The organism is Celerinatantimonas sediminis (assembly GCF_046054195.1).
GTDB lineage: Bacteria > Pseudomonadota > Gammaproteobacteria > Enterobacterales > Celerinatantimonadaceae > Celerinatantimonas.
Window position 1 is genome coordinate 237604 of record NZ_JBEQCS010000002.1, and the last position, 21633, is coordinate 259236.

Below are 21633 nucleotides of genomic sequence, written 5' to 3' on the forward strand. Positions count from 1 at the left end.
GCCTTTGTGAGTCAGATACAACCAATAATAACCGCTTCTGAGAAGTTCACTCACGAGTCGCTGTGGAGCAAGGCATTCACCAAGTTTATCCACGATAAAATAGGTATGGTGAGCTTAATGATTGTGCTCATCTATCTGGCCATTGCCGTTCTGGTTTGGCTAGGTGTTATAGGACAAGACTGGGATCAGATGATGACCAGCGGCTACCAAATGCCAAGTGCCGCCCACTGGTTTGGAACCAATATCAACGGCCAGGATATCTTTGAGCGAGCCATCTACAGCACCAAAGTAGCATTTGAAGTCGGGATTAGTGTGGCCATCGGAGCCACGGTTCTGGGGGCCCTCATGGGCGCTTTAATGGGCTATTTTACCAATACGATTGTTGATGAACTGCTCCAATGGGTGATGAATTGTCTTGATTGTATTCCTTACTTTTTACTCGTTGCTGCCATTGCTTTTGCGCTGCCCAATAGCCCCTACTCGATGCATCTGGCCATGACCATTACCTTCTGGACCGGTACAGCCAGAGTCATCCGCGCTGAAATGATTAAACTAAAAAATATGGAATTTACCGAAGCGGCCCGAGCGTTAGGCGTACCAACCTACAAAATCATCTTTAAACATCTATTACCAAACACCTCACATATTTTGCTGGTTGATATGACGTTATTGTTTATCTCAGCAATTAAAAGTGAAGTGATCCTGAGCTTTTTGGGGATTGGCATTAAAAATGGGGTGAGCTGGGGCATTATGCTTGCCACCGCGGGCACAGAAGTCACCGGGGGCCATTTTAGTAACTTTTTTGCCGCCTCCGGCATGCTGTTTGTTTTGGTATTGGCCTTTAATATGTTTTCCGATTCACTTCAGGATGCACTCGATCCAAGGAAGGTGTCGTAATGAATCATATCTCCCCCGCCACTTCACTGCTTGAAGTAAATAATTTAGTCGTCGAGTTTAATACCGATAAAGGCGTGGCTCGAGCTGTGAATCACGTCAGCTTTTCAGTTCAACCGGGCGAAACGCTGGCCATTGTAGGTGAATCAGGTTGCGGCAAATCAGTCACTTCTTTAGCCATCATGGGGCTGATTCCATCGCCACCGGGAAAAGTCGTCAATGGCAGTATTAAGTTTCAAGACCAAGAGCTTACAACGCTCAGTGATAAGGCCTATCGAAAAATTCGCGGCAATGACATCTCGATGATCTTTCAAGAGCCCATGACGGCTCTCAATCCAGTTTTAAAAATATCAACGCAGATGGTTGATGTCATTCGCAATCATAATCAAATATCTAAACGCGCCGCCCTTAACCGAGCCATAGAGATGCTTGATAAGGTTGGTATTCCATCTGCCTCAAAGCGTATTTATATGTATCCACATGAACTCTCTGGCGGAATGCGCCAGCGAGTGATGATAGCGATGGCCTTATCATGTAATCCTAAATTGCTCCTCGCCGATGAGCCGACCACAGCGCTAGATGTCACCATCCAAGCACAGGTGATGCGCGAGCTCATGCGTCTTAAACAAGAATTTGAGATGGCTATTGTGTTAGTTACCCATGACCTTGGCGTTGTTGCTGAAACTTGTCAGCGAGTTGTTGTGATGTATTGTGGTGAAATTGTTGAGCAAGGCAGTATTGATGCCATCTTTGATAGGCCAAACCATCCCTACACACAAGGATTATTGCGCTCTATTCCCATCATCAGAGAAACCAAAATAGCGCGTTTGCCAACGGTTGAGGGAATGGTGCCAGACTTATTTGAACTGCCTCAAGGATGCCTTTTTGCCAAAAGATGTCCACACGCTAAAGAAAAATGCCACCAGCAAAGCCCGCAATTAACCGAAGTGATGAATGAGCCTAAATCATCAAATGCACCATTAGGGCATCAAGTCGCCTGTTTTTATGCCAGCGAGGTTCAATATGAATCATAAAGAGCCATCTAATAAGGCAGCACCACTGCTACAGGTGAAGCACTTGTGTAAACAATTTCTCATTGGCAAGAGCTTACTTAAACGTCATCGCGCCCAATTAAATGCTGTAAACGATGTCTCATTTACGCTGCAAAAGGGCAAAACGTTAGGGATTGTCGGTGAGTCTGGCTGCGGTAAATCAACATTAGGCCGCTGCATATTACGCCTTATTGAACCTTCATCAGGGCAAGTGCTGATAGAGGGTGAAGATTTAACCACAATGCCGGCCAAAGTCCTCAATAAAATGCGCAAAGATATTCAAATTATCTTTCAAGATCCGTATGCGTCACTGAGTCCAAGAATGACCATTCACGAGATTTTACGCGAGCCACTGGATACGCATCGCATGGGTAGCCCTCGTGAGCGCGAGGAGAAAATTGCGCAAATTATGCAAGAAGTTGGACTTCGAGCACAGATTTTAAACCGTTATCCTCACGAATTTTCAGGCGGACAACGCCAACGCATTGGTATTGCGCGAGCATTAGTGCTCGAGCCCAAGTTGATTATCGCCGACGAGCCAGTTTCCGCTCTGGACGTATCGGTGCAGGCGCAAGTGCTTAATTTAATCAGTGATCTTAAAAACAAGCGAGCCATATCATTTGTCTTTATCGCACATGATTTAGCCGTTGTTCAGCATATCTGTGATGAAGTTGCAGTGATGTATCTGGGCCATATTGTCGAGCAAGCAAGCAGTGAAGAACTTTATCGCAATCCTCGCCACCCTTACACTCAATCACTGCTATCGGCCATTCCGGTACCGAATCCGCATAAGAGATCAAAAGCCATTATCTTAACCGGCGATGTTCCCTCACCGATTAATCCGCCCAGCGGGTGTGCTTTTCGAACTCGTTGCCAATTTGCAAAGCCTATCTGCGCGCAATCTCAGCCGCAATTAACCACTAAAAAAGAGACGCCAGAAGCACACAAGATTGCCTGTCATTTAGTGCAATAGTTAAGATACAAATAACAGAAGGCGCTACAAGATTGGAAAATTCCCCAATGAAGGGGAATTTATCCATATAAAGTGATTAAAGCTGTTTGAGTCCCAGCACATCACTCATATCGTAAAAACCAGTTTCTTTGCCACTTAACCAAACCGCTGCTCGCACCGCACCTTTAGCAAAAGTCATACGGCTTGAGGCTTTATGGGTAATTTCAATGCGTTCACCAATATCAGCGAACATCGCAGTATGTTCACCCACAATGTCACCAGCGCGAATCGTTGAAAAACCAATGGTCTGGCTGTCACGCTCACCAGTGTGGCCTTCTCGGCCATAAACCGCAACTTCTTTGAGATTGCGACCCAGAGTATCCGCAATCGCTTCACCCATTGCCAAAGCGGTTCCTGATGGCGCATCAACTTTATGGCGATGGTGAGCTTCGGTGATTTCAATATCGGTATATTCACCCATCACTTTGGCTGTCAGTTTAAGCAGCTGCAGCATCACGTTCACGCCAACACTCATATTGGGTGCCATCATAATTGCTGTTGTTTCGCTAGCGAGTCGGATCTGCTCTTTTTGCTCATCACTGAAACCAGTGGTTCCAATCACGAGTTTTTTACCCGCCGCTTTTGCCCAGTGTAGATTATTCATACTCACTTCTGGACGAGTAAAATCGATAATGACATCAACACTGTCTTGAACGGCATCTAAATTATCAACAATCAACACCCCCTGTTTACCAAGGCCTGCCAATTCTGGGCCATCTAAGCCCACGGTATCAGAGCCAGGACGCTCAACCACTGCACCTAAAGTCGCGCTTTCGTGTTCTAATACGGCCTGCTGCAACACTTTACCCATTCGGCCATTACATCCCACAATTGCAATGCGCACCTTCGACATAATCCTTCTCCTTTTTCAAAAATCGCTAAAACCTGCCTGTTTATTGCTCTGGCAGCTCTTATAATAAATCTTCAGATAAATGCTAGCGCCAACGAAATCGCCACGCACCAAGCGCTAAACAAACCACCGTAAACACGGCCACATAGGCAAGCCCCAACCAATCAGTGGTGGTCATTGTTCCATAAAGCATCTGCTGGCGGGCGCTGTGAATCACCTGAGTTAACGGCAAAAGATCCGCAAGATATTTTAACCAATGCGGCGCCCCTTCCAGGGAAAACCAAACCTGCGAAAGAAACATCATGGGCCAAGAGATTAAATTCACCAAGCCCGCGGTTAACTCTTCGCTTTTAGAGCGGCTAGCAAGCAACAATCCTAAACTAATCATGGATGTTGCACCTAACATAAATATAACAAATAACACCAGCACACTACCACGCATCGTTAGATGCAAAAATAGCGTAGCGCAGATAAATAAAATAACGGTGATGGCCATAATCAGCACCAACCGCGAGCAGACCTGCGCTAACAAAAACTCAATGGGGCGCACTGGAGTTGCACTCAGGCGTTTGAGCACACCATTTTTGCGGTAACGAACAATCGCATAGCCAACGCCCCACAACCCGCTAAACATAACGTTCATTCCCAATACGCCGGGCAAGAACCAATCCACATAACGAATCGGCTGCGAGGATAGTTTCGCGGCGGTTAATGGCACTTTAACCACCGCCTCAAGTACTTTTTCAGCCATCACACTTTTCGGCGATTTGGGGTTTACCCAATATCGGTTATGACTGGGGTCAACGACTAAATCCAATTGATGACGAGCTAAATGGCCTTCTGCCTGCTTTGCCACGCGATAGTGATCAAAGCTTAGATAAGGCGTATTCCACAATGGTTGCCAATCACTTTGTTGCTGCCATTGGCCTACCACACCAATCTGATATTGAACCTTGCCTTGGCCAGAAAAAAACACCGAAAAGCCCACTAATAAAGCTAATGGGAAAAATATATTCCAAATTAAAGAGCTGCGATCGCGGATGGACTCAATATTACGAGCTTGAAATAGTGCCCAGATTCTTTTGAACATACTAGCTCCTCAATGACCGCCCGGTGAGCGTTAAAAACAGATCATCTAAATCAGGACGTTGGATCTGAATATCACCCAATTGCAAACCAGCTTGTTGTAGATGGTCAATTTGCGCTTTAACGTCATTACATTTCCACCGACACCAACCATATTGGCGCTCATACTCAATACCAAGTTTATCTAGAACTTCGGCGTAATCGGCGCTGACACTTAAATAGATCCCCGGGATATATTGTTCTAGCAACCGCTGCGGGGTATCACGTGCGATCAGTTTACCTTTATCGACAATCCCTATTTCATCACACAGATAATGAGCTTCATCCATGTAGTGCGTAGTTAATAGCACGGTTTTGCCATCTGCTTTAATTTGCTCGACTAGTTTCCAGAAATTTAGCCGCGCTTGAGGGTCTAACCCGGTGGTGGGTTCATCTAAAAAAAGTAGTTGAGGGTCATTAATCAAGGCGATGGCCAACAACAGACGCTGGCGCTGGCCACCCGAGAGTTTATGGGTATCTTGCTCAGCGAGTTCATCAAGCTGGCAACGATTCATCAACTCAGCGAGTGGCAATGGTGATTCATAAAGGCGCGAGAATAGTTTTAAAGTTTCCAGCACATTTAAGCGCTCTTGCAGCGCGGTACTTTGAAACTGAATGCCAATCGCTTGACGAAAATCCGATGAGCGCGGTTTGCCATGAAACAAGATCTCACCATCGTCTGGTGCCAACACCCCTTCGAGCATTTCAATGGTCGTTGTTTTGCCTGCGCCATTGGGTCCGAGCAAACCAAAACACTGACCACTTTTAAGCACAAAACTTAACTCATCAACGGCAACCTTGTTACCAAAACGTTTGGTTAACTGCCGTACTTGTAAAATATCTGCCATAGTCTCCCTTTGCCCAAAAACCCTTCTTGAGCATATCAAAACTCAGAGCAATGTGCGCAAAAAGGCTGATGACAAAGCACAATCATATTCTTGCGCCAATAAAAAAGCCGCCTCGACTTAAGGCGGCTTTCAAAAATAAGCAGTGATTACATCACGCCTAATAATTCAACTTCAAATACGAGTGCAGAATATGGTGCAATTGCAGCGCCTGCGCCCTGAGAACCATATGCCAGTCCCTGAGGAATGTAGAGTTTCCACTTATCGCCGACTTTCATATTTTGCAACGCTTCAGTCCAGCCTTTAATAACACCGTTTACAGGGAACTCAATTGGTTCACCGCGTTGGACTGAACTATCAAATACTGAACCATCAACTAAGGTTCCGTGGTAGTGAACACGAACTTTATCAGTCGCGCCCGGAGTCGCACCGTCGCCTGATTCAACTACTTCGTATTGTAAACCACTGGCAGTAACCTGAACTTCAGGACGCTGCTGATTTTGCGCTAAGAATTGCTCACCAGCTTCTTTGTTTTCTTTATGCTGTTCAGCCTGTTTAGCTTCGATTTTTGCTGTAATCTGTTCAAATGCAGCAGCGATTAAAGACTCATCAACAGCTGGAGACTGACCAGTCATCATGTCGCGGATCCCGTTTAACATCGCTTCTACGTCAAGTCCGTCAAAGGCGGCCTGCTTGATCTGTTGACCGATCTGCATGCCGTAGCCATAGCTCGCCTGCGCTTCAACGCTGTTATACTGTTCGCTCATAAAATTTTCCTTTGCTTGCGCTTTAAAGGGCCAGACTAACAAAATTAACGTTTAATTTCGCCCCTTTTTCATATTCAGCGCCCTTTATGTGCGCAAAATAACATCAATTCGTTTTACTTTTAGAAGGCTTAACCACCAACCCAGTCTTTGGATCCAGTGTTAATGGCTTGGCATGTCGGTTGGTAAAATCAAATAAACTGAGTAACGAGCCCGCATCAGAGACATCCGCTTGACCAAGAGTGCCTAGCCGCCAGTTGTTCTCAATAAAGCGAATAATCGAGCGCTGATCTAATAAATGATGATCCACAAAGTTAACTCTGGCATAAGGCGAAATCAGTAAAAATGGGACTCGAGGACCAAATCCTCGTTGGCCTTTCTGGTTGCTATCGGCATTTTGCAACGGGCTGACATGGTCATAAAAACCACCTGAATCGGTGTAGGTAATCACAATTGCCGTATGTTTCCACTGCGGCAGTTGCTGCACCTGATTAATCACTTTCACTAAAGACTGCTGTTCATCCAGCGGACTAGAATAATCGGCACTGCCATTATCAACTGATTTTGCTTTGACAAAACTCACCGCTGGCAACTGGCCCTTTTTAACCATCTGATAAAACGTTTTAAGGCTGTATTGGTGGTTCGCTTTATCAGCTGAGCCAACCGATGCTAAGTGATACGGACTTAAATGATGAGGGTTTGAGGTCGATTCAAAGTACTGAAACGGATTAAGATGCGGCAAATAGTCAAACGAGGTTTTGCCAAAGGCATTCTTACTTTGACCATCGCAGCGAGCGACCTCATTTTTGACACTCGTTGGTGCAAATCCGCCCTGAAACCATCCCCAACTCACGTGATGTTTATTAAGTAAGTTGCCGATATTCTGACCGCTCAAATAAACCCGCCCATCCCGAATAGTTGGAGCTAACAACGCATTTTGGGCATTCTCAATGTGCTCGTATGAACAATCATCAAAACGTGGGTCAAAGTCATCGGTAATCTTTTTCGCAACTAACCCCTTCGTATCATCTGGCCACGCAGGACCATTACGAGTGGCAATTAAATTAATTGCCCCAGTCGTGGCGCCGCCATAATTAAGAGTAAAAAAGTTATCACTCATGGCATAGTGCTGCGCATAATTCCAAAGAGCCGTCACGGTGTTGCCATCATAATACCCCATGACCTGAGCACGGCAGGCCTTAGAGGTTTGATTGGCAGTATATTGCACAAACTTGTCGGCCAACCCACCATGATAAGCCGCAATTTTAGCATCGTACTGGCTGTTTTGAGCGCAAGGAACAATCGCTGAACTTAATCGATATGGGGCTATTTTGTTCGGATTGTGAGAGCGTAATGCTTTACTTAAGCCATTCACTGGTGGCGTCTTTTTATCGGCCTGAAAAGCAGTCTCACCCTTTTTATTCAGCGCATTTGGATAAGTGGCAAAATAGCGATCAAACGATGAGCCCTCCTCAACAATGACCACCAGATGTTGAATCGGCGTGGTCGTTGTCCGAGCTTGTGACCAAACTTTTGGAGCATTGGGGTCTTTTGAAGCACATCCTTGTAAAAAGAGACCTGCAAAGCAGGCAACCAACGAAAATTTCAGGGTATTCATGCGCAATTTACATCATCCAATTCTAATAAGAGCGATATCAATAATTTGCACTAATGATAACAAGGTTAATCTGATGGACAACCATAAATTGCGTTTATTCGCCCTGCATGCTTTAGCGCACACTTCTCATTGATTCTCAAAACCCATAATCACAGAGGTCATGGCTGTTGGCTAAAATCAAACATCGAAAGCAGTGAATGCGCATAGCGATCTGGTGTGTGCGGACCTAAATAACCAAGCTGCCAGTTATGTTCAATAAAGCGCAACGCTGAACTTTGATCGAGCATTTTATGCTCCACATAATTATGCTTGGCCCAATGAGAGATGAGTAAAAACGGCAACCTTGGGCCATAGCCATTGCCGAGCATCGATTGCGGCGCTGGCGGTGGCGTTATGTGGTCATACCAACCGTTGGCACTGCTCCATACCAACATTACCGCGGTTGATGACCATTGCGAACTGGCTTTAAGATGGCTCATCACTTGGCGTACAAAAAACTGCTCATCAAGCGGTGAAGAGCTTCCCACATGGCCGTTGCGCGCATGGTCGGCAAACACAAAACTCACCGCTGGTAATAGGTTGTGCCCTGCGGCCCACCACAGCATAGACAAATCGTATTGGTGATGTTCAGGGCCATCTTTACCGATATTAGCCAGATGACTCGGCGCTAGATGATGTTCGTTGGCAGTTGATGCAAAATATTGAAATGGGTCATCACTACTTTCATAGGCCATCACTAAAGAGCCGGCTTGATTCATCACCCGCTTATCCATCACTGCAGTGCCATCGGGGCGATATGAATTTGGCTTAAATCCACCAACAAAAGCTCCCCAACTGACCTGATGTGCGCTTAATAAATTTCCGATATTAGTTCTATTTAAGGACACTTTAAAACGCCCTTTTGAGCCATCATCATAGCGCGGTGGATTATTACCTAATAACTCGTCTTTATAACTCACCCCGGGTAAAACTTTGGGAATAATCCCTTGGTTGACACCCGCGATGATATCAATTTGTCCGCCAGCCACAGTGGCATATTCGCTGGCAAAAAAATGATCCGCTAATGCATAATGCTGCGCGTATTGCCACAAGGCACTTAGCGTATTGCCGTCATAATAGCCCATGACTGATTGCGCAAAGCAGCCATCATCACTAACCGCATTAGGCCCCTGATTTTCCTGCCAGATAAACATATTATTCAAACCATGGTTATAAGCGCGCTTTTGCGCGATGACACCATAGCCCAGATCGCAGGTCGGTTGGCCCGGAGCCATTCGATAAGGATTGCTGAGATTTGGATTATGCTCGAGTAACTCTTTGCTAAAACCTGCCACTTTGGGAGTATTGGGGCGCGCGTGAAAGGCAACTTCTGAGTGGTTATTTTGCGCATTCGGATAAATTCCAAAATAGCGATCAAAACTTTCATCTTGAAGCACAACCACAACCACATGCTGAATAGGCGTTTGCAAAGCAGCTGTTTTAGCCATAGCCACACCAGAAACAGCGCTCAGCAATAATAGATACACTAGCTCAATTCGCTTAATAACCGCCATGTTTACCCGTTCCTAAAAAATCAAATTGATAGTGCCGCTCAAATGGTTTCCACCACGGATAAACGCCAGCTTGTGCCTGACTGATTAAAAACATGCCATGGTCACTAGGGGGTTCATAGTAATTGGTTAGCTGATAATGTCCCGGACCATCAAGTTTGACATTCATGCCATAGTGCGCGCCACCTTGGGCGACCATCGGTAAATAATCCGCTTCGTAGCGCCAATTAGAGCCGTCTTTAGTCAATACAAAATGAATCTTAAGCCCTGGGATCCAAGCTGTAGCAGGAAATCCTTGAGGATTACCAGGCAGAGCGTGAACATCCGTTTCAAGATGAATATCGGCCTCTTTGGACATCCCCTTTTTCTTCGGTGACATCATGACGTCTTGAATATAGCTGGCCCCTATTTTAAGCCCATGAATACCGACATCCGGGCCAAACACCACATCCATCGCCATCGATTGATAAGAAAACAGCGTCAAAAAAAGCAATAGAGTGAGACGAATCATTGCTTATCTCCTTTAACTAACGTGACCTTGCTAATGCATGCATTGGCCCCAAGCTGCACCTGATAGTGACGGCTAAATGGCTGCCACCAAGGGGAAACACCGGTCGCTTTATCAATGTGGCGATAAAAGCCATTATTTTTCGGTGAAATATAGCGAATGGTTAACTGATAAACTCCGGGCTTAGCAAGCTGAATTACATGGCCATATTCAGGCCCATTCATAGTCAATCGCATGGGCAACTGCCCTTGTGTGATGGTCTTGGCTGCGACGCGTTTTAACTGGTAACTCACCTGGCAATAAGGGATAAAATCGCCCGTGATAAAACCATTGGGGTTATAAGCCTGCGCTTTAAGGCTCGTCCACAACACCCAATGACTTTTCTCCAAGCGAAGGCCAGATTGAATGTGCATTCCATTTTGATCGTTTGACGGCAGCATCACCGATTGTTTGGCCAATACGCCATTTGAGAACACAACCAACGCCAAGCTGGCGCAATAGATGAAATAACGCATGATTAAACCAATTCACTAAAAGTAAAAGAAGGGAAAATAATCCATAAAGTTGCAATCGAGAGCATTGCACATCCAACTAACATGGCAGACCAGGCAATGATTTGATTTGTGCTCGATAACGGATGTTGCTTGAGCCAGCGCCCGGCATTAAAAACATTAAAGACCAAGGCCATCGCGAGTAAAATCAACAAAATAACAATCTCACTTTGGCCTAATATCGATTTAAGTGAGCCGAACAATGTCGCCCCTAACCCCAACAAAATGCCTAACATGGCCAGTGGCGCTAACTGATAACCAAATAAGCTGACTCGCTCAATTAACGTGCCTTGAACGGTATGTTCTAGCGCTTTCGCGCCAAGGTAGCTGCATCCAAGTAAGAGCAAAGCAAAGACTATCGCGGCGGCAAACATAAAAAGACTGATCGCCACAAAATCCAGCCACAGATAATGCTGGCCCAGCGCGACACTCTGATTCATCAGCCACCCGGGCCCTTTGGCCAATAGCCAAAACCAATGGTGTTCTAACGCCCAATGACCCAAGGTTTGACGCCAAGTCACAAACCAAGGTGAACTGGGCCAAACAAATCCTGCAACAGCAAGCCCTGGGGCTAGCCAGATAAACCAAAGCTCAGAAAAACACGGAGCATGTTGCTCAATATTGGCAACTTCAGATCCGATTGGACGCACTTCAATAGCCATTCCACCGCGAGATTGCGGTTTAACGCAGTGCATACATTTAATACAGTGGCGAGAGCTTTGTTTCGAGCGCAGCTCAATACTGGTTGGGCACAGGCCATCATCTCGATATCCTTCGGGTTCGCCCGTTGGCTGTTTAGCAAAAATATTTAATTTACCAAGCCGAGAAAAAACACCTAATACCGAACCAATCGGGCATAGATGCCGACACCAGACGCGTCGCCCTTGGCCTTTTTTTGAACCAAATAACAAGCCACAACCAATTGCAAAGGCGAAAATAATGCCAAATAACAGCAAGGCCGCATGCAAATCATCACGCACATCAAGTGTCTGCGCCCAAGTGGTCACGATTAAAAAGCTGCAAGCGGTTGTCATCGGGTGTTTTACCCAGCGAGGAAGCCGAACATGCGCGCCAATATGACTCACCCATTCACTGGTTGCACCCAATGGACAAAACAAACCACACCACAACCGCCCAACTAGCAACACAGAAAGTAATGTTCCGGGATACCAAATAGCCCACAACACCCACTCGCTAAAAAGCTGCGCATTGTTCCAAGGCTTTTGCCATGCAAATTTGGGCGCTGCAAAAAAAAGCGGGACAATTAGCAAGGCGGCCAGAGCGACTAACATGGCCAATTGAAAGTAGCGGGTATATCGAGCAAGCTGGAGTAATTTCTGGCTCAGCTTTACATTAAGAGCATCCACATCATTGTCCTAATATCAGCCAGAGCTTGTTGCTCTGGCTGAACACAGTATAACTAAGAAGCTATTTCACCCGTTTGAATATTCAAGAAAATCGGCTTAGCTTTGCCGCCATCTTTAAAATCAAACATATTGCTCAAAACCCCAGCGTGCGAGTCCATTGAGTTTGGCAAATGACCTAAGTGCCAATTGTCTTCAATAAAACGCAGCACCGAGCTTTGCCCAGTCAAGGTATGATCGACAAAGTTCTGTTTGGCATAAGGAGAGATAACCAATAGCGGTAAGCGTGGGCCGTAGCCTGAGCGTCCCGTTTGATTAGCGAAGTTATTTTTCGGTGGCATCACATGGTCGTAATACCCATCGGAGTCATCATAAGCGATGATAATCGCCATATTTTTCCACTGCGGAAGTTTTTCTAAGCGGTTAATCGTGCGAACTAAAAAGTGCTGTTCATCAAGTGGATTGGAGTACCCAGCATGACCATCTTCAACCCCAATGGGTTTTAAAAAGCTCACCGCTGGTAGATTCCCCATTTGGGCGGCACTCCAGAAAGTTTTCAAGCTGTACTGATGGTTAGCCTGATCGGTTTGCCCAACTTTGGCCAAACTTGATGGCGCTAAATGGTGAGGGTTTGAAGTTGACTGATAGTATTGAAATGGTTGGTGATGGGGAATGTAATCTGATTTTTCACCGCCAAACACGTTGGTGCTTTTCGCCCCGCATCGTGCAACGCCATTGTGATAACTGGTCGGATCAAAGCCACCTTCAAACCAGCCCCAGCTGACTTTTTTGGCATTTAACAGATTGCCGACATTCTGCCCTTTGACAAAAATTAAGCCGTTCTGCACTGATGTTGCAAGTTCTGCCCCTTTGGCTTTTTCAACATCTTTATATGAACAGTCATCAAAGCGCGGATCAACATCGGTCACCAGATTGCCCTGTTCCACTCCAGGCGTAGTAAGCGGATAAGTCGGCCCAGTTTTACCAGCGATAAGGTTTAAAGCACCCGGTGTTGATGGGCCAAAAATCGTCCCATAGGAGTTATCGCTCATTGCAAAATTCTGCGCATAATTCCAAAGAGCCGTCACCGTGTTGCCATCATAATAACTCATCACCTGATGCTGACATTCCAACGAGCTTTTATTGCCAGTGGCACTTAGGAACTGATTGACCAACCCGCCATTATAGGCATCTTGTTCTGCTTCATAACCATGGTCCTGATCGCAAGGTTCCTGATTACGCACCATACGAAACGGATTATATTGGTTTGGGTTGTGATTCAATAAAGCAGCAGTTAAACCGTTAACCACCGGAGTATTTGCTTTAGCGTGAAAAGCAGGCTCACCTTGGGGATTTGTCGCGTGCGGATAGGTCCCAAAGTAGTGATCAAACGAGATGTTTTCATCAAAAATAACCACCACATGTTTAATTGGAGTGGCCGTTTTTTTCGGTTGAGTCCAAGCATTGGTGGCAGAGGAACTATCGGCACATCCCTGCACAAGGCCAGCAACTGAAAGCGCCAACAGTGATAATTTACAAAGCTTCATTGGAAATTGTCCATCATTAAGAATGAGTTAGTTTGAAACTCAAACTACGCTAGTCTTCAAAGATGACAATTAGGTGAATATCCCACAGCTCTTTACAGTAGTTTACAATATTATCAATAAATAAAAATGAGATTCATTAGCAATAAAAAATCCAGCACTCAAGGCTGGATTTTATTACTTAAAACAAAGCTAGAAGCTATTTGGTTAAATCATCAAAAAACTTCTTCACGCCGTCAAGGAAACCTTCAGAGCGAGGTTTGTGCTGTTGCTTCTTGCCAGATTTGGTTGCCGTTCCATCAAGCGATGCTTCAAACTGACGCAGTAAATCGCGCTGTTCATCATTTAATTTCACAGGCGTTTCAACCACAACTTTACAGATGAGATCGCCAATGCGATTGGAGCGCACTGACTGCACACCTTTACCGCGAATCCGCAGCATTCGCCCGGTTTGAGTTTCTGCTGGAATTTTCAGCTTAACGCGGCCATCGATGGTTGGAACTTCAATCTCACCGCCTAAAGCGGCTTGGGTGAAGCTAATTGGCACTTCGCAATAGAGGTTGTTTTCATCGCGGGTGAAAATTGGATGCTCTTTAACATGCACTTGAACATACAGATCACCTGCTGGAGCGCCATGTTCACCGGCTTCACCTTCGCCAGATAAACGAATGCGATCGCCTGTATCCACACCTGCTGGAATTTTAACTGAGAGTTTTTTATCTCGTTCGTAACGGCCTTCACCATGACATTTAGGACATGGGTCTTTAATGATTTTACCGCTACCATGACAGGTTGGGCACACTTGCTGAACAGCAAAAAAGCCCTGACGCATCTGAACTTGCCCATGGCCATGACAGGTCGGACAAGTTTTTACTTCTGAACCAGCTTTAGCGCCGCTGCCATTACACTGCTCACAGTGCACCATGGTTGGAATATGGATCTCTTTGCTTACGCCACGAACAGCCTCTTCCAGAGTCAGTTCCATATTGTAACGAAGGTCAGCTCCGCGTTGTGGGCCACGACCACCGCCACCACGGCGTCCGCCACCAAAGATGTCACCAAAGACATCCCCGAAGATATCACCGAAATCAGCTCCGCCACCGAAACCGCCAGCACCACCACGGTTTGGATCGACGCCATCATGACCGAACTGATCGTATGCCGCACGTTTTTGCGGATCATTGAGCACTTCGTAAGCTTCACTTACCTCTTTAAATTTATCTTCAAGTGCCTTATCACCCTTGGTGCGGTCAGGATGATACTTCATAGCCATACGTTTGTAGGCTTTTTTAATATCTCGCTCGCTGGCATCTTTGCTGATACCGAGCACTTCATAGTAATCTCGTTTCGACATAATGACTTTAAGTGTTGTGAAAAAGCAAACGGGCGCTGTAAAACTACAACGCCCGCATTCTATAGGAGAGGGAAGTCAGGCGATATTATTTTTTATCGTCGTTCACTTCTTCAAACTCCGCATCAACAACATCGTCGCCATTATTAGCGGATTGCTGTTGCTGACCTTGCTCGCTACCACCTTGAGAGGCCTGAGCTTTCTGCTGTGCGATTTCCATCAGTTTAGATGAAACTTCAACGACTGCCTGAACTTTAGCATCGATTTCAGCTTTATCTTCACCACGAGAAGCACTTTCCAGCTCACTAACAGCTTTCTCGATTTTCTCTTTTTCATCGCTTGGCAGTGCATCACCCGCTTCTTCAATCTGTTTGCGAGTACTGTGTACTAGCGCATCAGCTTGGTTACGAGTGCTGACTAGCTCTTCGAATTTTTTATCATCATCCGCGTGAGCTTCAGCATCAGAAACCATTTTGCTCACTTCATCATCAGACAGACCTGAAGATGCGTGAATGGTGATCTGCTGTTCTTTACCAGTGTCTTTATCTTTAGCAGACACATGCAAGATACCGTCAGCATCCACATCGAAGGTGACTTCGATTTGTGGTACACCGCGAGGTGCTGGACGAATACCTTCAAGGTTAAACTGACCCAGTGATTTGTTATCACCAGCGCGTTTACGTTCACCCTGCAGCACATGCACTGTTACAGCACTCTGATTGTCATCAGCAGTTGAGAACACCTGCGACTGTTTAGTCGGAATGGTGGTGTTTTTCTCAATCACTTTAGTCATCACACCGCCCATGGTTTCGATACCAAGGGACAGAGGAGTAACATCAAGCAACAGTACGTCAGTTTTATCACCAGAAAGTACGCCACCTTGAATTGCTGCGCCCATGGCAACAGCTTCATCTGGGTTAACGTCTTTACGAGGTGATTTACCAAAAAATTCACCTACAACTTTCTGTACCAGTGGCATACGAGTCTGACCACCAACCAGAATTACTTCGTCAACTTCAGATACTGACAAGTCAGCATCTTGCAGTGCGATGCGCAGAGGTTCGAGCGATTTCTGAACCAAGTCTTCAACCAGAGATTCCAGTTTGGCACGAGTCACTTTAATGTTTAAGTGTTTCGGACCTGTCGCATCAGCTGTGATGTAAGGCAAGTTCACATCAGTCTGTTGCGCTGAAGACAGTTCAATTTTCGCTTTTTCAGCTGCTTCTTTTAAGCGCTGCATTGCCAGCGGGTCGTTACGCAAGTCAACGCCCTGCTCTTTATTAAACTCATCAACCAGATAGTTAATCATCCGGTTATCGAAGTCTTCACCACCTAAGTGAGTATCACCGTTAGTAGCCAGTACTTCGAAAGTTTTTTCACCATCAACTTCATCGATTTCGATAATTGAGATATCGAATGTACCACCACCTAAGTCGTATACAGCAACAGTTGTGTCACCTTTTACGCTATCAACGCCGTACGCAAACGCAGCTGCTGTTGGTTCGTTGATAATACGTTTAACGTCTAACCCAGCGATTTTACCGGCATCTTTAGTTGCCTGACGCTGTGAGTCGTTAAAGTATGCAGGTACAGTAATAACTGCTTCTGTAACTTTTTCACCGAGGTAATCTTCGGCAGTTTTTTTCATTTTTTTCAGCACTTCAGCTGAAATCTGTGGTGGTGCTTTTTTATCGCCTTTAATAGCAACCCAAGCGTCACCATTGTCAGCTTTAACGATATCGAAAGGCATAATTTTGATATCGCGCTGAACTTCGTCATCTTCAAAACGACGGCCGATTAAACGTTTAATCGCAAACAATGTATTTTTAGGGTTAGTAATCGCCTGACGTTTTGCAGGTTGACCAACCAGTGTTTCACCATCGTCGGTAAATGCGATAATCGAAGGTGTTGTGCGATCCCCTTCAGCGTTTTCTATTACCTTTGGCCGATCGCCATCCAAGATAGCGACACATGAGTTTGTGGTTCCCAGGTCGATACCAATAATTTTACCCATATTGATGTCTCCAAATTCGGTACTAATTGACTTTGCAAAATAAGATGGGGCCCGGATTTATCTTTTCAAGGGAAAAATTAAAAAAATTTCATTTTAAATCTCAGTCCCAACACCTTAACAAAAACTTATACGACACAGATATTGATAAAAAAACCACTTCCACTTTCACAATAGTGCGGTATGTTTTTCCTAATCTATTGATCTAATTGTATTTATCTAGCTGTATCGAACAACTATTGATAATTTGAGGGCTCAGGATACAAATTCAACCACTAAAGAGAAATTTTTTATTGATGACTTTAAAGACTCAAAACCGCGAATAAAGAAGAGAAAAGAGCAAAAATTGATAAAACTAATTTCTCTAGTGCGTTATAAATAACGTTTAAAACTGCTCGTTTTATAAGCCTTTCGTGAGCAGTTTTGGCGTTATTTTAATATGTTACGCCATGAACTGATTTTTCCCTTTTTCCACCATAAGACACAATTTGGAGTGTGATATGGCACAAATTACCCTAGAGGTTGCGCTCAGCTTTAACTTTGGCGCATCAGGATGCCCTGCCACTGATGCAATTAAGGCGCGCTCATTAGCCCTGAGTGATTACTTTTCACTAATGCAGCACGTTGAAAGTGACAACTCCAAAGTCACCGACATCTCAGTCATGATCACTAAATTTCGCAAGCTTTATTACGGCTCAAAGCTCTGGAGCTACGAGTTAGTTCGAGGAACAGAAGATATAGCGCAATTTGCCTCAAGCGACACGACTAAAGCCATTCAAAAAAGCCACGAAGTTCTCACCAACGACAAACAAGACGCCTATGATATTGCTCATCTTTTTGCCATCATGGATGCTAGTAATCACAATGGCCCGGTGACACCGCTGCCCGACAGCATCTTAAAAGATAAAGAGCTGGCAAAAATTCTTGAAGCAATTAGTCCAACCGTCGATGACCGATTGATGGCATCTGGCTGGCTCGGCGATCTTTCAGAAATTGCCGGCAACTTCTATATCAACAAACATCAAAAAGCGCCTAAAACCAAGCAAGAGATTATTAACCAGTTTGGTGCAAACTATAAAACGATTGCTAACGTGGACGGGATGGCGATAGTCAAACATTTTCAGCTATCTGGTAATCAACACGAAACTGTTTCTCAAGTCTTGAGCGACTATTTTACAAGCGTGAAACCAAGTCTAAATCCATACAAAGTTTTTGCCAGTTCCATCGGTTTTGAGTTAAACGGCTCTCAAATTACTAACGCCTCATCTTGGCAGAGCAAACAAGAGCAAAATTTAAGAACCTGCACGGCATTTTATCTTGCCAGGGAACTTGGGTTCGATTTTGATGAGCAGCTACTGAAAACCTTACTCAAAAAATTGCTGCAAGATATGTCTGCGGCTATCACCAAACTTGATATTCAAAGCGATGAAAAAACTGCATTAAATGAGTTAAAAACGAAACTTGATGCATCGAATGCCAATAGCGAGCTAGATAAAGACTTGATGATTATCGCCACCTGCACTTTAGTATGGCTCGGCTTTTATGATGAAGACCTTAGCATTCAACCACTGCTCGAGGCTTATGAATTCGGATTGCAACAAGCAATTCTTAAAACCGATGCTGACCTTAACGCATAATTGCAATTTCTAGGATAGAAATAATTAAGGTGCGTTATTAATAACACACCTTAATTTTAATCAGATTATTTAGCGGCTTTTAACTGCGCTAATAATTGGTGGGTAATTTTACCAGTCACTTTGTGGTGATGGTCTTTTTGGAATTTGCGAACAGCAGCTCGCGTTTTTTTACCGTTATAGCCATCAACTTTACCGATTTTATAGCCTAAACGATGCAACTGAGATTGAACTTCTGAAACGAGTTTATGAGATTCTGTGCTCACTTTGTGTTTTTTATGAGCAGCAGGTTTAGCGGCAGCTTTATGATCAGCGGCTTTTTTCACAACAACTGGGGCAGTCGTCGTTGCAGGTGTTGCAGTTTGTGTCGCTGGCGCATTATCAGCCAATGCCAGAGGGCTTACCATTAATCCAAGTAATGCAGCAATCAATGTTTTTTTCATTTGTTGTTTTCCTCAATAAAAAAGCTGCCCATTCAAAACGGCTCTTGATAAGGGTTCGAGCAAGCCGTTTTGTTTTAGCATGAATGCGATGAATAGATTCTCTCTGCCATTACCAAGAGATCTCCCCGATGGCCTCGAACCCTCAAGTTCCGCTCTATTTCAGCGCTAAACGATTCACTGACTAAATCGCTGGCAAATAATCTGAGTAATTAAGAAAAACTGCAACAAATTAAATGCAGTCATAAAAATTATGACTAACCATCTCATTGATTAGGTTTTTTTTCTATATATAGACTTTCATGTATTGCTTAAAACGCCAATTTATCGGGCCCATGAATCGGTTGTTTTTTACCTCAAAAGAGCCCCTTGAAACTTACTGCCAATAAAAAAGACAAAAAAGCTCTGCCATGGACAGAGCTTCTTGCAAAACATCTCGACTGAAAAATGAGTTAAAATGCCAGTTTTATCTTAAGATCCGCTGTTTTCTCGTTGGCAGTAACATGCAGATTATGTAATCGCCCCTCTTTAAGAGAATAGATTAAACCGTGCACGGATAACTCCTGACCCGCGGCCCAAGCTTGGCGAACAACCGAGGTATTACAAACGTTCGCAACCTGTTCAATCACGTTTAGTTCACATAATCGATCATAGCGTTTGTGCATATCGGTAATGTTATCTAACTCTTGCTCATGTTTGACATAAACAGCCCGAATATGGCGTAACCAGTTATCCATCATGCCCATTTTGGTTCCATCAACGGACGCCTTAACACCGCCACATTCATAGTGCCCTTTGACAATGATGTGTTTTACTTTTAACGCTTCAACGGCAAATTGAATCACTGATAACGTATTCAAATCACTTGGAACGACCTGATTACCCACATTACGATGAACAAAAATATCGCCAGGTTGCAACCCCATAATCTGCTCAACAGGAGCCCGGCTATCCGAACAGCCGATGCACAAATATTCAGGACTCTGGGCTTTGGCCAACTCACTAAAAAACGTTGGATTTTTTTCCTGAATAGAATTTGCCCATTTCTCGTTATTTTTTAAAATTTGATCTAGTTCGCTCATCTTTAATCTGCCATTTAAATATGAAAACTATCGGTTACCTCGTGACTAAACAGCCAATTCCCTTAATAAAATAGGGTAAATAACCTTAAATTCGTAAAATTAGCATACATGAACTTTTAAAAATGAAAAACCATTAATTAATGCATTTTACGCAATAAAAATATTTAACAAGCAATCAAAAAATCAAGATATCCACAATTTCACAAATTTTAGCCTCACAATAACGGATTATATCAGCGTAATTTGTAATATTCACCCATACTTGTTTTGCCTCTTTCAGCAAGAAAATCGAGTAATTTTCCAGCATGCGTGCTCACTAACCGCTCTAGTGGGAACTTTACTTGCTCGATTACATCAGTACATTCGGCGAATTTACCGACTGTGTAAGCAATATGAGAGTCGCTACCTAGGGTGATCCAGGTGTCATAGTCACGAGCGGCTTCAGCGATGGCTAAACAGTTTTTATGACTCCCTCGCCGTGAGCCTAAAAATGAGGAATTATTCAGTTCAATCAAGACATGATGCTTCGTTGCAGCTTTCACAACAGCATCGATATCGATGGGATAATTGGGGTTACCAGGATGACCAATCACATCAACTTGCCCCCCTTTAATTGCATTAATAAGTGCCTGAGTATTTGTCTTTTCATCACTAGGCGCAAAAATAGGCTCATGGAGACTACCAATCACAAGGTCGAGCTGTTCAACAAACTTATCGGGTACATCGATTTCACCATTTAGGTTACAAATATTAGCCTCGACGCCGCGCAATACCCCAACCCCATCGATGATCCGCGGTACAACCTTTAAATTACCGAAATGCCAGATATGTGGAGCGCCAGGCATTGAAGGTGCATGATCGGTCATCGCCATCAATTTAAGACCAGCAGCCTTTGCAGCTGTCACGTTTTCCGCTAATGAGCTATAAGCATGGCCACTGCTAATTGTGTGAGTATGGGTATCTGTTTCGATTTGCATGAATATATTCCTATAAATAAAAGAAATGGCCCGTATCGAACCACATCTAGAGATAAACTAAACAACCAACAGCTGATGACGAGCGCTAGTCGTCAAATGGTAAATCAAGTGAGGGATCGCTTGGTTGCGCTGATGACTGAACGGCTTGAATTTGGGCGCGTAAAAACCGTATTTTACGATTATGCGCTAAACGGATGACATTTCGTTGTTGCGATGGGGATAATTTTTGCCAATAAAAGCGCTCATCACGATTGCGAAAACAGCCGCGACACAGCCCTTTTTCATTCACCTGACATACACCAATACAAGGGCTTGGAATAGGGAAAATTTCGATCTGTTGCATAAATCAACCTCACTAACTGCTAGCTCAGCTGACGACACATCGTCTTATGAATCGCTCAAGCCTGCGCTAAAGCGATACCTTTCACCGGTTAAAGAGACACAATTGGCTAGCTGTGTAT

Annotated in this window: 20 protein-coding genes; 4 read left to right on the forward strand and 16 right to left on the reverse strand. The window is 44.5% G+C overall.

The window, feature by feature from the left end; genetic code table 11:
• The first annotated feature begins 6 nt into the window (after positions 1–6).
• From ABTQ23_RS03605 to ABTQ23_RS03615, 3 genes are read left to right on the forward strand one after another with little or no spacing between them, the layout of a single operon-like run.
• Positions 7–897 carry an ABC transporter permease gene (locus ABTQ23_RS03605; protein WP_408614268.1) on the forward strand — a complete coding sequence of 297 codons (891 nt, stop codon included), beginning with the start codon at positions 7–9 and terminating at the stop codon, positions 895–897.
• Complete coding sequence (locus tag ABTQ23_RS03610) at positions 897–1928, forward strand: ABC transporter ATP-binding protein (RefSeq protein ID WP_408614269.1); 1032 nt, start codon at positions 897–899, stop codon at positions 1926–1928. The genes ABTQ23_RS03605 and ABTQ23_RS03610 overlap by 1 nt, the downstream gene beginning before the upstream one ends.
• Complete coding sequence (locus ABTQ23_RS03615) at positions 1918–2919, forward strand: ABC transporter ATP-binding protein (protein ID WP_408614270.1); 1002 nt, start codon at positions 1918–1920, stop codon at positions 2917–2919. The genes ABTQ23_RS03610 and ABTQ23_RS03615 overlap by 11 nt, the downstream gene beginning before the upstream one ends.
• Before the next feature lie 76 nt (positions 2920–2995).
• On the opposite strand, the gene dapB is transcribed toward ABTQ23_RS03615, so the two are convergent.
• The 12 genes from dapB to dnaK form a co-directional block, all read right to left on the reverse strand.
• Positions 2996–3814: a 4-hydroxy-tetrahydrodipicolinate reductase gene (gene dapB / locus ABTQ23_RS03620; protein ID WP_408614500.1), complete on the reverse strand. Its 819-nt coding sequence runs from the start codon at positions 3812–3814 to the stop codon at positions 2996–2998.
• 79 nt (positions 3815–3893) lie between these two features.
• Positions 3894–4898, reverse strand: a complete 1005-nt coding sequence (locus ABTQ23_RS03625; protein WP_408614271.1) for an ABC transporter permease — start codon at positions 4896–4898, stop codon at positions 3894–3896.
• 1 nt (position 4899) lies between these two features.
• Complete coding sequence (locus ABTQ23_RS03630; protein WP_408614272.1) at positions 4900–5781, reverse strand: ABC transporter ATP-binding protein; 882 nt, start codon at positions 5779–5781, stop codon at positions 4900–4902.
• A 146-nt stretch (positions 5782–5927) separates the two neighbouring features.
• Positions 5928–6545: a BamJ family beta-barrel-assembly machinery protein gene (bamJ, locus tag ABTQ23_RS03635; protein WP_408614273.1), complete on the reverse strand. Its 618-nt coding sequence runs from the start codon at positions 6543–6545 to the stop codon at positions 5928–5930.
• 103 nt (positions 6546–6648) lie between these two features.
• A complete protein-coding gene (locus tag ABTQ23_RS03640; RefSeq protein WP_408614274.1) occupies positions 6649–8160 on the reverse strand; it encodes an alkaline phosphatase family protein in 1512 nt (503 codons plus the stop codon).
• 158 nt (positions 8161–8318) lie between these two features.
• Positions 8319–9713: an alkaline phosphatase family protein gene (locus ABTQ23_RS03645; protein ID WP_408614275.1), complete on the reverse strand. Its 1395-nt coding sequence runs from the start codon at positions 9711–9713 to the stop codon at positions 8319–8321.
• Entirely contained in the window at positions 9700–10221 is a 522-nt protein-coding gene (locus ABTQ23_RS03650; RefSeq protein ID WP_408614276.1) for an iron transporter, read from the reverse strand. The genes ABTQ23_RS03645 and ABTQ23_RS03650 overlap by 14 nt, the downstream gene beginning before the upstream one ends.
• Complete coding sequence (locus tag ABTQ23_RS03655; protein WP_408614277.1) at positions 10218–10733, reverse strand: iron transporter; 516 nt, start codon at positions 10731–10733, stop codon at positions 10218–10220. The genes ABTQ23_RS03650 and ABTQ23_RS03655 overlap by 4 nt, the downstream gene beginning before the upstream one ends.
• Positions 10734–10735: 2 nt before the next feature.
• A complete protein-coding gene (locus tag ABTQ23_RS03660) occupies positions 10736–12136 on the reverse strand; it encodes a 4Fe-4S binding protein (RefSeq protein ID WP_408614278.1) in 1401 nt (466 codons plus the stop codon).
• 53 nt (positions 12137–12189) lie between these two features.
• A complete protein-coding gene (locus tag ABTQ23_RS03665) occupies positions 12190–13680 on the reverse strand; it encodes a phospholipase C (RefSeq protein WP_408614279.1) in 1491 nt (496 codons plus the stop codon).
• 196 nt (positions 13681–13876) lie between these two features.
• Positions 13877–15031, reverse strand: coding sequence for a molecular chaperone DnaJ (gene dnaJ / locus ABTQ23_RS03670; protein ID WP_408614280.1), 1155 nt, complete (start codon positions 15029–15031; stop codon positions 13877–13879).
• An 85-nt stretch (positions 15032–15116) separates the two neighbouring features.
• Positions 15117–17042: a molecular chaperone DnaK gene (dnaK, locus tag ABTQ23_RS03675; protein WP_408614281.1), complete on the reverse strand. Its 1926-nt coding sequence runs from the start codon at positions 17040–17042 to the stop codon at positions 15117–15119.
• Positions 17043–17539: 497 nt separating this feature from the next.
• Here dnaK and ABTQ23_RS03680 point away from each other — a divergent pair, with 497 nt between their 5' ends.
• Positions 17540–18676: a hypothetical protein gene (locus ABTQ23_RS03680; protein ID WP_408614282.1), complete on the forward strand. Its 1137-nt coding sequence runs from the start codon at positions 17540–17542 to the stop codon at positions 18674–18676.
• Positions 18677–18741: 65 nt separating this feature from the next.
• Here ABTQ23_RS03680 and ABTQ23_RS03685 read toward each other — a convergent pair whose 3' ends face one another.
• The 4 genes from ABTQ23_RS03685 to ABTQ23_RS03700 all read right to left on the reverse strand — a co-directional run bounded on the left by ABTQ23_RS03685 (position 18742) and on the right by ABTQ23_RS03700 (position 21515).
• Positions 18742–19116, reverse strand: coding sequence for a peptidoglycan-binding domain-containing protein (locus ABTQ23_RS03685; RefSeq protein ID WP_408614283.1), 375 nt, complete (start codon positions 19114–19116; stop codon positions 18742–18744).
• Between the two features lie 449 nt (positions 19117–19565).
• The gene (locus ABTQ23_RS03690; protein ID WP_408614284.1) at positions 19566–20195 is read right to left on the reverse strand and encodes a carbonic anhydrase; all 630 of its coding nucleotides are present in this window, start codon (positions 20193–20195) and stop codon (positions 19566–19568) included.
• 233 nt (positions 20196–20428) lie between these two features.
• Positions 20429–21172, reverse strand: a complete 744-nt coding sequence (locus tag ABTQ23_RS03695; RefSeq protein WP_408614285.1) for a phosphatase — start codon at positions 21170–21172, stop codon at positions 20429–20431.
• An 85-nt stretch (positions 21173–21257) separates the two neighbouring features.
• On the reverse strand, positions 21258–21515 hold the full coding sequence (locus ABTQ23_RS03700) for a DUF1289 domain-containing protein (RefSeq protein WP_408614286.1): 258 nt from the start codon (positions 21513–21515) through the stop codon (positions 21258–21260).
• Between the last annotated feature and the right edge of the window lie 118 nt (positions 21516–21633).

Bases quoted from the DNA above. Each gene is read 5' to 3' on its own strand.
- ABTQ23_RS03610 (WP_408614269.1), top strand. From the start codon at position 897: ATGAATCATATCTCCCCCGCCACTTCACTGCTTGAAGTAAATAATTTA.
- ABTQ23_RS03615 (WP_408614270.1), top strand. From the start codon at position 1,918: ATGAATCATAAAGAGCCATCTAATAAGGCAGCACCACTGCTACAGGTG.
- ABTQ23_RS03625 (WP_408614271.1), bottom strand. From the start codon at position 4,898: ATGTTCAAAAGAATCTGGGCACTATTTCAAGCTCGTAATATTGAGTCC.
- ABTQ23_RS03630 (WP_408614272.1), bottom strand. From the start codon at position 5,781: ATGGCAGATATTTTACAAGTACGGCAGTTAACCAAACGTTTTGGTAAC.
- bamJ (WP_408614273.1), bottom strand. From the start codon at position 6,545: ATGAGCGAACAGTATAACAGCGTTGAAGCGCAGGCGAGCTATGGCTAC.
- ABTQ23_RS03640 (WP_408614274.1), bottom strand. From the start codon at position 8,160: ATGAATACCCTGAAATTTTCGTTGGTTGCCTGCTTTGCAGGTCTCTTT.
- ABTQ23_RS03645 (WP_408614275.1), bottom strand. From the start codon at position 9,713: ATGGCGGTTATTAAGCGAATTGAGCTAGTGTATCTATTATTGCTGAGC.
- ABTQ23_RS03650 (WP_408614276.1), bottom strand. From the start codon at position 10,221: ATGATTCGTCTCACTCTATTGCTTTTTTTGACGCTGTTTTCTTATCAA.
- ABTQ23_RS03655 (WP_408614277.1), bottom strand. From the start codon at position 10,733: ATGCGTTATTTCATCTATTGCGCCAGCTTGGCGTTGGTTGTGTTCTCA.
- ABTQ23_RS03665 (WP_408614279.1), bottom strand. From the start codon at position 13,680: ATGAAGCTTTGTAAATTATCACTGTTGGCGCTTTCAGTTGCTGGCCTT.
- dnaJ (WP_408614280.1), bottom strand. From the start codon at position 15,031: ATGTCGAAACGAGATTACTATGAAGTGCTCGGTATCAGCAAAGATGCC.
- dnaK (WP_408614281.1), bottom strand. From the start codon at position 17,042: ATGGGTAAAATTATTGGTATCGACCTGGGAACCACAAACTCATGTGTC.
- ABTQ23_RS03680 (WP_408614282.1), top strand. From the start codon at position 17,540: ATGGCACAAATTACCCTAGAGGTTGCGCTCAGCTTTAACTTTGGCGCA.
- ABTQ23_RS03685 (WP_408614283.1), bottom strand. From the start codon at position 19,116: ATGAAAAAAACATTGATTGCTGCATTACTTGGATTAATGGTAAGCCCT.
- ABTQ23_RS03690 (WP_408614284.1), bottom strand. From the start codon at position 20,195: ATGAGCGAACTAGATCAAATTTTAAAAAATAACGAGAAATGGGCAAAT.
- ABTQ23_RS03695 (WP_408614285.1), bottom strand. From the start codon at position 21,172: ATGCAAATCGAAACAGATACCCATACTCACACAATTAGCAGTGGCCAT.
- ABTQ23_RS03700 (WP_408614286.1), bottom strand. From the start codon at position 21,515: ATGCAACAGATCGAAATTTTCCCTATTCCAAGCCCTTGTATTGGTGTA.